The sequence below is a fragment of the Bacillus sp. FSL K6-0923 genome, assembly GCF_038630825.1.
Classification (GTDB): Bacteria; Bacillota; Bacilli; order Bacillales; family Bacillaceae; genus Bacillus; species Bacillus pumilus.
In genome coordinates, this window is sequence record NZ_CP152044.1 from 1,524,983 (window position 1) to 1,537,869 (window position 12,887).

Sequence of the window (12,887 nt, forward strand, 5' to 3'; positions counted from 1 at the left end):
GAGATACATGGTCACACAATCTGTCGTAAAAGAAATCGGGATTTTAGTCCCGCAATTTAAAGAAGATAAGTTGATTGTTTTATTTGGACCCGCAGCGCCGCAGGAATTAAGAGATATGTCCGTCATTCATGAGTTCGAACATTTAGAAGAAGAGCCGTTGAAACTGGGCGGTACCATTCAAGTGGGTGATCAAACGTACACGATTACAGCCCTCGGCAATAAAGCAAATGACAACTTTAAAGAGCTCGGCCATATTTCGATTTACTTCCAAGAGCCGTTTGATGATGTATTACCGGGAGCTGTCTTTGCATCTCCGCACACGTTTCCTGATATAAAAGAAGGCGTACGAATTGAAATTTCGTAACGTTAAAGAAAAGCTGTTCCTCAAAAGGAGCAGCTTTTTTATATGAGGTTTACCAGAAAGAGCAATTGCGATATGCTGTAAACATTCATTATTTGTTTATTCAGAATTTTTACTCAGGAGGAAACGATGGTGTCACTTGAATTAAAGAATGTTTCTTTAAAACGAAATGGAAAATGGTTGCTTCAGTCTGTTGACTGGCAGGTGAACAAAGAGGAGCACTGGGTGCTTTATGGTTTAAATGGTGCGGGGAAAACCGCTTTATTAAATATGCTCTGCTCATATTATTTCCCTACATCAGGTGAGATGACGGTGCTGGGACATGTCTTTGGCAAGGAGGCTCTTGGCGAAAAGCTCAGGAAGAAAATTGGCCTCATTTCTGCGGGACTTGAAAAGAAACTGCACAGAGACGACAATGCATTTGAAATTGTTCTCAGCGGGGCATTTGCCTCCATCGGGCTTTATGAAACCCCGACAGATGAGATAAGAGAGAAAGCCATTGATCTATTAAAAGCATTTGGTTCGTTCAAATATGCGAACCGGACATATGAAACACTCTCACAAGGAGAAAAGCAGAAAGTCCTGATTGCGAGGGCTTTAATGAATGATCCTAAGCTCCTGATTTTAGATGAGCCTGTGACGGGTCTTGATTTTTTAGCAAGAGAACAGGTGCTAGAGACCATCTCATTCATTGCTTCAAAGCCTGATGCGCCTACTTTGCTTTACACGACCCATCATGCAGAAGAGATTTTGCCTGTTTTTCAGCACACCCTATTATTAAAAGATGGGTCTGTTTTTGATCAAGGGAAAACAAAAGAGATGATGACAAGCGACTTGCTTTCTTCCTTCTTTGAATGCCCGGTAGATGTGATGTGGAGAAATGGCCGTCCTCACTTAAGTAAATTGTAGATAAAAGAAACTATTGGTCTGCGTCCCTGCTTTTCCATCATACATATTATAGTAGAAAACGAAAGGCGGGGAAGGACAGATGATCAGTATTTCTGAATTCCAAATCAAGGATGTTGTCGATGTGTCAAGCGGAAAAAAACTAGGCACCATTGGGGACATTGATATCAATGTTACGAGCGGTAAAATACAAGCAATCATTATCGGCGGCACAGGTAAAATGATGGGATTTTTCGGAAAAGAAGAGGAAATGATTGTGCCGTGGCGAAATATAGTAAAAATTGGCGAAGATGTGATACTTGTCCGATTGTCTTCTTAAAATTCGTATAACTCCTCAATGAATCATTCAATGATCCTTAACATAAGCTCTCCATTCTCAGCAAACAATGTCTTTTTCGGGTAAAAAGATTACGTTTTCATATCAATTTGCAAAAAAACCTGTAGAAAGGGCACATTTGAGTGTAATATTTAATGAATCCCACTAACTGTCTACGCATGTCTTGTGGTAAAATAGGAGCGATATAAAGAGAGATGAATGAAAGGTGGTAGGCAGCTTTGACACACAATTATGACCCCTTTCAGCAGAAATCACCTGATGCAATGATGATTCATGATTGGACGAACATGACATGTTCTGGTAAAGAGGTATTGGCCGGATTTACGACAAAAAATGGCGGCTTCAGCCTTTCTCCATATCAATCATTGAACACTGGACTCCATGTAGGAGATGATGCTTCTAGTGTCCAAATGAATCGTCAAGTCATAGCAGATGCTACTGCTGTGCCGCTCTCTGATTGGGTGTTTGCAGATCAAACACACGAGGACCGCATCAAGAAAGTCACCAAGGAGCAAAGAGGAAGAGGAAGTCTTCATTATCATGAGGCACTGCCTGGAACAGACGGCTTATATACGTCTGAACCGAACATCATGCTCGCTCTTTGTTTCGCCGATTGTGTTCCGCTTTATTTTCTAGCTCCGCAACATGGACTCATCGGAACAGCCCATGCCGGATGGAAAGGAACCGTCAAGCAAATTGGTGCAAAGATGGTAGATCTATGGGTCAATCAAGAAGGTGCTAAGACCGATCAAATACAAGTCGTCATTGGACCATCCATTGGCAGCTGCTGCTACATAGTTGATGATGTGGTCTTGAATCAAGTGAAACAGCTTCCCTTTTCTACAGTGGATGTGTATTCCGAGATATCACAAGGACAATATAAATTAGACTTAAAAACATTAAACAAAAACGTATTGCTTCATGCAGGGATAATAGAAGAAAACATACATGTCAGTTCGATGTGCACAAGCTGCAATGATCAGCTATTTTTTTCACACCGGCGTGATCAAGGGAAAACAGGACGTATGATGTCTTTTGTCGGGTTTAAGGAGGCATAAGAGCAATTGAATGTACGAGAGAATCTCAGACAAATAAATGAACAAATAAACGAAGCATGTAAAAGAGCCGGTCGAAATCCAGACGATGTATCAGTCGTCGCTGTCACAAAATATGTCTCAATTGAACGAGCACAAGAAGCCAAGGAAGCAGGAATTTTGCATTTTGGTGAAAATCGTGACCAAGGGTTACTTGAAAAACAAGCGGCAATAACCGATGAAAGCATTAGCTGGCACTTCATCGGCAGTTTACAAACACGAAAAGTAAAATCTGTCATTCAGACCATTGACTACTTACATTCGCTCGACAGGATCTCTCTTGCGAATGAAATTGAAAAAAGAGCGGATCACACGGTTCGCTGTTTTGTACAAGTGAATACATCACTGGAGGAGTCAAAGCGCGGCCTGCAAAGTGAAGACGTGATTCCATTTGTCAAGCAGCTCGCTGATTTCAAAAAGATTGAAATTGCTGGACTGATGACGATGGCTCCATTTACAGACGATCACACTGTGATACGAAACTGCTTTAAAACATTAAAAAACCTGCAAGAAGAAGTAAAACATCTTAACCAAGTAAATGCACCTTGTCAGCATTTATCGATGGGCATGTCAAATGATTTTGAAATCGCAATTGAAGAAGGTGCGACATTCGTTCGGATTGGCTCTTCACTTGTTGGAAATGAAACAGGAGGTGCGTGACATGAGCATAAAAAATAAGTTTAAAAGCTTTTTCACTCTCGACGATGAAGAGTATGAGTACGAATATATTGATGAAGAAAGAGAACCAGTCCAAGAAGAAAAAGGAACGAAGGACAAAGCGGCATTTCAAGAGCGTCCGCAGACTGGGAAACAAAATGTCGTCAGCTTGCAAAGCGTGCAGAAATCCTCTAAAGTGGTGTTAAGTGAGCCGCGTGTTTATGCAGAAGCGCAGGAGATTGCAGACCATATTAAAAACAGACGTGCAGTCGTCGTCAATTTGCAGCGCATTCAGCACGATCAAGCAAAGCGAATCATCGACTTCTTAAGCGGAACTGTATATGCAATCGGTGGAGACATCCAGCGTATTGGCTCGAATATATTCCTCTGCACACCTGATAATGTAGATGTATCTGGCACAATATCAGAACTTTTGACAGAGGAAGAACCTCAGAGGTGGTAAATCATAGTGATTCTAAATTTGATTTTTAATTTTTTAGGAACGGTATTAACGATTTACTCATTCGCGATTATTATTTACATCTTTATGTCATGGGTGCCATCTGCAAGAGAAACTGCAATTGGGCGTTTTCTGACAAATATTTGCGAACCGTATTTAGAACCATTTCGTAAAATCATTCCGCCAATTGGCATGATTGACATTTCGCCAATTGTGGCATTGCTTGTGATTCGTTTTGCATCAACATATGGACTAACTGGTCTTTACAATATGATTGCACGCTTCATGTAGACAAGCTGCCGGGCTTGGCGCTGCCAGGCTCTTTTACATAAGAGGGGAACAAAATGAGCGATATTTATCAACATTTTAGAAAAGACGAACAGCCATTTGTTGACCAAGTGTTAGGCTGGAAAAAAATCGCACTCGACCAGTATCGAATGAAATTAACAGACTTTCTTGATCCGCGTGAGCAGTTTATTACCCAGTCCGTCATCCAGCATGCTGATGAGCTTGGGATCATGTTTTTTGGCGGGTATGAAGGAGCGGAGCGCAAAAGAGCGCTCATTTATCCTGAATATCTAGAACCGGCTACTCAGGATGCTGAACTGTCTTATTTTCAGGTGAACTATGCGAAAAAGTTTATTTCGTTAGAACACCCGAAGCTCCTTGGTTCACTGATTGGGACAGGCTTGAAGCGTCAAAAATTTGGAGATCTGTTATTTTCTGAGGAAGATGTGCAGTTTATTTGTACGAGTGATGTCGCTGATTTTGTTCGGGCGCAGCTGACGCATGTCGGCAGAGCCTCCGTTTCATTAGAGGAAATCACGCAGGCAGATTTAAAGCCGGTTATCAGCAAGACTGACATCAAAGAAGATACGATTTCTTCGCTGCGGCTTGATGCGGTATGTGCTGCAATCAGCCGTCAGTCTCGGCAAAAGGCACAGCTGTTGGTCAAAAATGGGCTTGTTAAAGTTAACTGGAAAGTCACTGAGGACCCTTCTTTTACAATCGGTGAAGGCGATCAGCTCTCTGTCAGGGGATTTGGCCGCTTTAGCCTCAAAACGATTGATGGGAAGACCAAAAAAGATAAATTTAAAGTAACATTTGAGCTTCTGACATAACGAACTTGAATCTGGAGGTGGCGAGGTTGCCATTAACACCTAATGATATTCATAATAAAACATTCACAAAAAGCTTTCGCGGCTATGACGAAGATGAAGTAAACGAGTTTTTAAGCCAAGTACGTAAAGATTATGAAATCGTGCTTCGCAAAAAGAATGAACTCGAAGAAAAAGTAAACGAGCTTGACGAAAGACTAGGTCATTTTGCGACAATTGAAGAAACGTTAAACAAATCAATTCTTGTGGCGCAGGAAGCGGCAGAAGACGTCAAACGTCATTCTGATAAAGAAGCGAAATTGATTATTCGTGAAGCGGAGAAAAACGCCGATCGTATTATCAACGAAGCACTATCTAAATCAAGAAAGATTGCGATGGAAATCGAAGAGCTCAAGAAGCAGTCGAAAGTCTTTAGAACCCGCTTCCAAATGCTCATCGAAGCTCAGCTTGATCTTCTAAAAAATGACGATTGGGATCATTTACTGGAATATGAAGTTGACGCTGTCTTTGACGAAAAAGAATAAGCGCATCACCTTGACATGACGTGTACAAGTTGCATATAATACCATCATAAATTAACAAGAGATAAACGTTTGAAAGGGACACTCGCAGTTGTCATATGCGTAATAAAGCGAATCAGGGATGGTGGAAGCCTGACATTACGAGATGCTGCAATGAGATCACCCCTTTAGTTCCTTTTCTGAAAAGAATGAGTAAGAAAAGGCGTCTGATCACGTTACGATTTTAGAGTGGATAAGCGTCTGATTAAATAGCGCTTGTCTAAAAGGGTGGTACCGCGAGACAAGCCTTCTCGTCCCTTATGGGATGAGAGGGCTTTTTTTATTGTTTTTTAATCAGAATTTGCATATGGAGGAATGGGTATGAACTACAAAGACACCTTATTAATGCCGAAAACAGAATTCCCAATGAGAGGGAACTTGCCGAACAAAGAGCCTGAAATCCAAGAGGAGTGGGCAGAAAAAGACATCTATCAAATGGTTTTAGAGCGGACAAAAGGACGCCCGACCTTTATTTTGCATGATGGACCTCCATATGCGAATGGTGACATTCATATGGGGCACGCCCTCAATAAAATCCTTAAAGATTTTATTGTCCGTTTTAAATCAATGAATGGATTCCATGCACCGTACGTACCGGGCTGGGATACACACGGGCTGCCAATTGAAACAGCACTCACTAAAAATAAAAAAGTCAAACGTAAAGAAATGTCGACAGCTGAATTCCGCAAACTATGCGAGGAGTATGCTTGGAAACAAATCGAAGGTCAGCGCAATCAGTTTAAGCGATTAGGCGTCAGAGCAGATTGGGACAATCCTTATGTCACCTTAAAGCCTGAGTACGAAGCGCAGCAAATTCTTGTCTTCGGAGAAATGGCGAAGAGAGGCTATATTTACAAAGGACTAAAGCCTGTTAACTGGTCTCCTTCAAGTGAGTCAGCTCTTGCTGAAGCGGAAATTGAATATAAAGACAAACGTTCACCATCCATTTACGTTTCATTTAAAGTGAAAGATGGGAAAGGCGTACTTGAAAATGGCGAACAATTCATCATCTGGACAACAACACCTTGGACACTTCCTGCAAACCTTGGGATTTGTGTTCATCCAAACCTAGAATACAGTGTTCTTCAAGTGGGTGCTGAGCGATATGTTGTCGCATCTGAGCTAGTTGAACAAGTGGCAAAAACGCTTGGTTTTGAAGAGTATGAAGTCGTGAAAACATTAAAAGGAAAAGAATTAGATAACGTCGTTGCAGAGCATCCGATCTATGGCAGAGATTCACTTGTGATGCTTGGTGACCACGTGACAACGGATGCAGGAACAGGCTGTGTTCATACAGCACCAGGTCACGGGGAAGATGACTTTATTGTCAGCATGAAGTACGGTCTTGATGTACTATGTCCAGTAGACGAAAAAGGTGTCATGACAGAAGAAGCGCCTGGTTTTGAAGGTCTATTTTACGAGGATGCCAATAAAGCAATCACAGAACAGCTTGAAGCAAAAGGCGCGCTGAAAAAGCTCGACTTTATCACGCACTCCTACCCGCATGACTGGAGAACGAAAAAGCCAACGATTTATCGTGCAACCGCTCAGTGGTTTGCTTCGATTAAAGACTTCAGAGAAGCGCTATTAGACAATATTAAAGAAACGAAATGGGTGCCAGCATGGGGCGAAACGCGCCTATTCAATATGGTGCGTGACAGAGGCGACTGGTGCATTTCAAGACAGCGTGTATGGGGCGTTCCAATTCCGGTCTTTTATGCAGAAAATGGTGAGCCGATCATCACAGATGAAACCATTCAGCACGTCTCTCAATTATTTAGAGAACATGGCTCTAATATTTGGTTTGAAAAAGAAGCGAAAGAACTATTGCCAGAAGGCTTTACACATCCAGGCAGTCCAAACGGTGAATTCACAAAAGAGCAGGACATCATGGATGTATGGTTTGATTCTGGTTCTTCTCACCAAGCTGTTTTAGAAGAAAGAGATGATCTTGTTCGTCCGGCAGACCTTTACCTTGAAGGCTCTGACCAATATCGCGGCTGGTTTAACTCTTCCTTATCAACAGCAGTTGCGGTCACTGGAAAAGCACCGTATAAAGGTGTTCTCAGCCACGGCTTTACGCTTGATAAAGAAGGACGCAAGATGAGTAAATCATTAGGCAATACAATTGACCCAACAAAGGTAGCGAAGCAGCTAGGGGCGGAGATTCTTAGACTTTGGGTATCTTCAGTCAACTATCAAGCCGATCACCCAGTATCTGATGATATCTTAAAACAAGTAGCAGAGGTCTACCGTAAAATTCGTAACACGTTCCGCTTCCTGCATGGTAACCTATTTGACTTTGATCCAGCAGTCAATGCAGTACCTGTAGAAGAGCTTCGCGAAGTGGATCAATATATCTTGATCAAATTAAACAAATTGATTGATAAAGTGAAAAAGGCTTATGATGATTACGAATTTGCGGTCGTGTATCATGCGATTCACAATTTCTGTACAATTGAGCTCAGCTCTTTCTATCTCGACTTTGCAAAGGATGTCGTGTACATCGAGCATGCGGATCATCCTGACCGCCGCAGCATGCAGACGGTCTTCTACGAAACATTAATGGCGTTAGTGAAGCTGACTGCACCAATTCTTCCGCATACAGCAGATGAATTATGGAGCCACTTAAGCTTTGTTGAAGAGCCAAGTGTTCAGTTAACAGATATGCCAGAAGGTGTGGCTGTTTCTCAAGCGGAAGCGACAGAAGCGAAGTTTGACCGCTTTATGGAAGTGCGTGACGATGTGCTAAAAGCGCTCGAAATTGCACGTAATGAGAAAGTTATCGGACGTTCTCTTGAAGCAAGTGTGACCCTTTATGCGACAGAAGAAGTGAAAAACCTTCTTGCATCCATTAAAGAAGATGTGAAGCAGCTCTTTATCATCTCTGAATTAACGGTAGAAGATGCGCAAAATGCTGACACATCAGCACCTGAATACACTTCAGGGCGAATTGTGGTTCAAAAAGCAGAAGGAGAACTGTGCGAACGTTCTCGTATTATTTCAAAAGATGTTGGTGCAAATCCGAAATACCCAACATTGTCACTGAAAAATGCTGAAATCGTGGAAAAATATTACCAGAATTAACAGTGTGATATGACCAACTAGCGCCCCGCCATATGCGGGGCGTTTTCTTGTTTGCAGAAATGACAGCGTTTAGAACGAAAGGAAAAATCTTATGGCTTTAAAGTGGACAGCCGGGGCAACAATATGATTATCACGACAGGGCAGGAGTTGAAATAGCGACATGAATGGCGATCTAGAGACGATTTACACGGAACTCCTTCAAATGAAAGAAGAGCTTCAAGCTAAACTGTTTGAATACGCATCATTTCGTTCATCCGCTGAGCATGTCTCAATGAACGAGGTCCAAACGGCCACGCTTCTTTATCACATCAAAGAAGAACTTCAAGATGTGTCTCTCGCTATTGCAAAAATGGAGCAAGGAACTTATGGTATATGTGAGGCAACAGGTGATATCATTCCGCTTGAACAAATGAGTATTCTTCCTACCGCCCGCACGGCTGACGACTTTTTATATCATAAGCAATACGAGAAAAAAGCATTCACTCCTTATCCTCATGAATCAGATGATTCTCATTTTGAAGCCTTCCATATGTAGGGAGGTTTTTGTCTGTCAACTAAAGTTTCTTTACTCCTCCCTGTTTTCTTGATAAAATGCTTAAAGATCAAAGTATGAAAGTGGAGGAACGTGTGTGTTCTATTACATAATCGCATTCGTGATGATTTGTTTAGATCAATTAACAAAATGGCTCATTGTCAAAAATATGATGCTCGGAGATTCTTATCCAGTGATTGATGGTTTCTTTTATATCACGTCACACCGAAATTCAGGCGCGGCATGGGGAATTCTTCAAGGACAAATGTGGTTTTTCTATGTGATCACACTCGTTGTTATTGCGGGAATTGTTTATTATTTGCAAAAGCATGGACAAAAGGACAAGCTGCTTGGAGTTGCGCTGGCCTTAATGCTTGGCGGAGCGATTGGAAACTTTATCGACCGCATTTTCCGTCAGGAAGTGGTAGATTTTGCTCATTTCGTCTTTGGGAATTATCACTACCCAATTTTTAATATTGCAGATTCTTCTCTATGTGTAGGGGTTATTCTGCTCTTCATTCAAATGCTGTTAGATGGAAAGAAAACGAAGGAGTCAACTACATGAATCAAGTAAATATTGCCGTTTCAGAAGAACAAACAAGTGAACGGCTTGATAAATTTCTAAGCACGACAGAACCAGAATGGTCAAGAACCCAGGTCCAGCAGTGGGTAAAAGATGGGCTGATCGAAGTAAATGGGAAGCAAGTGAAAGCCAATTACAAAGTACAAGCTGGTGATCAGATTAAAGTCGAGATTCCAGAACCAGAAGCACTAGATGTAGAAGCAGAAGCAATGGATCTTGATATTTATTATGAAGATGCAGATGTGCTAGTTGTGAATAAACCACGAGGAATGGTCGTTCATCCAGCGCCAGGTCATGTGTCAGGAACACTAGTAAATGGTCTAATGGCCCATTGCACAGATTTATCAGGGATTAATGGAGTGATGCGTCCTGGTATTGTCCACCGAATTGATAAAGATACATCTGGGCTGTTAATGGTCGCAAAAAACGATATGGCGCATGAATCACTCGTCAATCAGCTTGTGGCTAAGACGGTCACAAGAAAATATACAGCCGTTGTTCATGGCATTATCCAGCATGATACAGGTACAATTGATGCCCCAATTGGCAGAGACAAAAAAGACCGCCAAAGCATGACAGTGACAAAAGAAAGTTCTAAACAAGCCGTCACTCACTTTGATGTGATTGAACGCTTTGAGGATTTCACGGTGGTGGAGTGCCGACTTGAAACAGGAAGGACACACCAGATTCGTGTTCATATGAAATATATCGGTTATCCGCTTGCAGGAGATCCGAAATATGGTCCGAGAAAAACAGTCGATTTCAATGGTCAGCTGCTGCATGCAGGTGTTTTAGGATTTGATCATCCAAGAACAGGCGAATATATCGAGTTCACAGCACCAGTTCCTGCCGATATGCAAGCTTTTATCAATTCATTAAGAAATAACGATTGACAGGCCGTTCTTTTTTTGAAATAATGAACGAAGAAATGAAGATTCTTTAAAACAGTCCAGAGAGGCTGAGAAGGATAACGGATCAATTTGTGCACGTGTATGCACAAATGAACGCCCCTCTCTGCCCTTTGCAGAAGGGGCTTTTTATTTGTCAAAAAGAGGTGTAAAAGATGGAACAAAAAGCAGTCATTCTTGATGAACAAGCGATTAGACGAGCGCTGACCCGAATTGCACATGAAATGATTGAGCGCAACAAAGGGATGAAAGATGTCATCCTTGCGGGGATCAAGACAAGAGGCATTCATCTTGCAAAGCGCCTTGCAGAGCGCATTGAGCAAATTGAAGGAAATCCAGTCATAGTGGGTGAACTTGATATTACGCTATACCGTGATGACCTGACAAAAAAGACAGACAACCAAGACCCGCTTGTGAAGGGTGCAGACATACCAGCTGACATTAATGACAAAACACTAATCGTCGTTGATGATGTCCTGTTTACAGGCAGAACTGTTAGAGCAGCTATGGATGCCCTAGTGGATGTAGGAAGACCATCTTCCATTCAGCTTGCTGTTCTCGTCGACCGGGGACACAGAGAGCTGCCGATTCGAGCGGATTATATCGGGAAGAACATTCCGACATCAAAAGCAGAGACAGTGATGGTTCAACTGAATGAAGTAGATCAAAACGACCTTGTCGCTATATATGAAAAATAACCTTTTTAAATGCATTCCAGAGAGTTTGCAAAGAGGGCAATAACAGAGACACCGAGCACGGCTAACATGACGTGTACGGTTTTTCTAGGCCTCTTTGCGCATACTCGCAAAGAGGCTTTTTTAATGAAGAAGGACACATCTAGGAGGAAAAATCATGAGTCAGCAAAAAGCCAATTTAGGCATTCGAGATATCCCAAAACCATTTACATGGCTGTCACTTAGCCTGCAGCATTTGTTTGCTATGTTTGGTGCGACCATTCTAGTACCAAAAATCATCGATATGAGTCCAGCCGTCGCGCTCATCTCAAGTGGTGTTGGAACCATTGTTTACTTAATTATCACAAGAGGCCAAATTCCGGCGTATCTTGGATCGTCCTTTGCCTTTATCGCCCCCATACTGAATGTCAAAGCAACAGGCGGCCCTGGAGCCGCAATGGTTGGTGCCTTCATGGCGGGTGTCGCTTATGCACTCATTGCACTATTTATTAAATGGCTCGGCACAGGTTGGCTGATGAAGCTTCTGCCGCCAGTCGTCGTAGGACCGGTCATTATGGTCATCGGGCTCGGACTCGCTGGAACAGCTGTTAACATGGCGATGTATGTTGATCCGAATGCAACCGAGCTTGTATACAGCCTTAAGCACTTAACGGTCGCGGGTTTCACACTGGCTGTCACGATTATCAGCATGATTTTCCTAAGAGGTTTCCTAAGCTTAATTCCAGTATTAATCGGCATTATAAGCGGCTATCTCTTTGCCTTAACACAAGGTTTTGTGAACTTTCAGCCGGTCATTGATGCAAAATGGTTTGCTGTACCAGACTTCGTCGTACCATTTGTCAATTACACACCTGCTGTGACATTAAGCATTCTCACCGTGATGGTGCCGGTTGCCTTTGTGACAATGTCTGAGCATATCGGCCACCAAGTGGTGTTAAGTAAAGTTGTAGGGCAAGATTTCATTAAAAAACCTGGTCTTCACCGCTCCATTTTAGGAGACAGTGCGGCGACAATCTTCGCTTCACTCATTGGCGGACCACCAACAACAACGTATGGAGAGAACATCGGCGTCCTCGCCATCACAAGAGTGTTCAGTATCTTCGTCATCGGCGGAGCAGCAGTATTTGCAATCTGCTTCGGCTTTGTCGGAAAAATCTCAGCATTAATCAGTACAGTACCGTCTGCGGTCATGGGAGGCGTTTCGTTCCTGCTCTTTGGGATTATTGCCTCAAGCGGTCTGAGAATCCTGATTGATCATAAAGTGAATTTTGAAGAAAAGCGGAATCTCATTATCGCATCAGTCATCTTAGTCATCGGAATTGGCGGGGCATTCATTGAGGTGAAACAAATCAACCTCACACTATCTGGAATGGCGCTTGCTGCCATCACGGGTGTCCTGTTGAATCTGATCCTGCCGCAGCAAAATGCGGCCGATGACGAGTCAAATGAATCGAATACAGAAAACCTTTTAAAAGAAGTCCAGTGAGGCTGACAAGGGTTCTAAAATGAGCAGAATGCACGAATGTGCCGCTGCTTCTTTTGGAGAACCCTAAGCTGCCGAGGCTTAGGGTTTTTTTGAACCTGAAAGT

The 12,887-nt window shown here is 42.5% G+C and carries 15 protein-coding genes; all 15 read left to right on the forward strand.

Features of this window, described 5'->3' with window-relative positions; all coding sequences use genetic code 11:
* The first annotated feature begins 7 nt into the window (after nt 1-7).
* Nucleotides 8-364, forward strand: coding sequence for a PTS glucitol/sorbitol transporter subunit IIA (locus tag MHI16_RS07685; protein ID WP_007499733.1), 357 nt, complete (start codon nt 8-10; stop codon nt 362-364).
* A 129-nt stretch (nt 365-493) separates the two neighbouring features.
* Nucleotides 494-1,270 (forward strand): ABC transporter ATP-binding protein, encoded by a 777-nt coding sequence (locus MHI16_RS07690; protein ID WP_268467068.1) that lies wholly within the window; start codon nt 494-496, stop codon nt 1,268-1,270.
* Between the two features lie 79 nt (nt 1,271-1,349).
* A complete protein-coding gene (locus MHI16_RS07695; protein ID WP_008344958.1) occupies nt 1,350-1,586 on the forward strand; it encodes a YlmC/YmxH family sporulation protein in 237 nt (78 codons plus the stop codon).
* A 236-nt stretch (nt 1,587-1,822) separates the two neighbouring features.
* Entirely contained in the window at nt 1,823-2,662 is an 840-nt protein-coding gene (gene pgeF, locus MHI16_RS07700; protein ID WP_081106446.1) for a peptidoglycan editing factor PgeF, read from the forward strand.
* A gap of 6 nt (nt 2,663-2,668) precedes the next feature.
* Entirely contained in the window at nt 2,669-3,358 is a 690-nt protein-coding gene (locus tag MHI16_RS07705; RefSeq protein ID WP_058014046.1) for a YggS family pyridoxal phosphate-dependent enzyme, read from the forward strand.
* A gap of 1 nt (nt 3,359) precedes the next feature.
* The gene (gene sepF, locus MHI16_RS07710) at nt 3,360-3,818 is read left to right on the forward strand and encodes a cell division protein SepF (protein WP_003212271.1); all 459 of its coding nucleotides are present in this window, start codon (nt 3,360-3,362) and stop codon (nt 3,816-3,818) included.
* A 6-nt stretch (nt 3,819-3,824) separates the two neighbouring features.
* Nucleotides 3,825-4,106: a YggT family protein gene (locus tag MHI16_RS07715; protein ID WP_061407747.1), complete on the forward strand. Its 282-nt coding sequence runs from the start codon at nt 3,825-3,827 to the stop codon at nt 4,104-4,106.
* 53 nt (nt 4,107-4,159) lie between these two features.
* On the forward strand, nt 4,160-4,936 hold the full coding sequence (locus MHI16_RS07720) for an RNA-binding protein (protein WP_061407750.1): 777 nt from the start codon (nt 4,160-4,162) through the stop codon (nt 4,934-4,936).
* 26 nt (nt 4,937-4,962) lie between these two features.
* Nucleotides 4,963-5,457, forward strand: a complete 495-nt coding sequence (locus MHI16_RS07725; RefSeq protein ID WP_003211323.1) for a DivIVA domain-containing protein — start codon at nt 4,963-4,965, stop codon at nt 5,455-5,457.
* Nucleotides 5,458-5,814: 357 nt separating this feature from the next.
* Nucleotides 5,815-8,580: an isoleucine--tRNA ligase gene (gene ileS, locus MHI16_RS07730; RefSeq protein ID WP_058014043.1), complete on the forward strand. Its 2,766-nt coding sequence runs from the start codon at nt 5,815-5,817 to the stop codon at nt 8,578-8,580.
* 160 nt (nt 8,581-8,740) lie between these two features.
* Nucleotides 8,741-9,115 carry a hypothetical protein gene (locus tag MHI16_RS07735; protein WP_058014042.1) on the forward strand — a complete coding sequence of 125 codons (375 nt, stop codon included), beginning with the start codon at nt 8,741-8,743 and terminating at the stop codon, nt 9,113-9,115.
* A 94-nt stretch (nt 9,116-9,209) separates the two neighbouring features.
* Complete coding sequence (lspA, locus tag MHI16_RS07740) at nt 9,210-9,677, forward strand: signal peptidase II (protein WP_058014041.1); 468 nt, start codon at nt 9,210-9,212, stop codon at nt 9,675-9,677.
* Entirely contained in the window at nt 9,674-10,588 is a 915-nt protein-coding gene (locus MHI16_RS07745; RefSeq protein ID WP_058014040.1) for an RluA family pseudouridine synthase, read from the forward strand. Before lspA ends, MHI16_RS07745 begins: the two co-directional genes overlap by 4 nt.
* Before the next feature lie 170 nt (nt 10,589-10,758).
* A complete protein-coding gene (gene pyrR, locus MHI16_RS07750; RefSeq protein WP_012009892.1) occupies nt 10,759-11,301 on the forward strand; it encodes a bifunctional pyr operon transcriptional regulator/uracil phosphoribosyltransferase PyrR in 543 nt (180 codons plus the stop codon).
* Between the two features lie 154 nt (nt 11,302-11,455).
* Nucleotides 11,456-12,784, forward strand: a complete 1,329-nt coding sequence (locus tag MHI16_RS07755; protein ID WP_061407754.1) for a solute carrier family 23 protein — start codon at nt 11,456-11,458, stop codon at nt 12,782-12,784.
* Nucleotides 12,785-12,887: the final 103 nt, after the last annotated feature.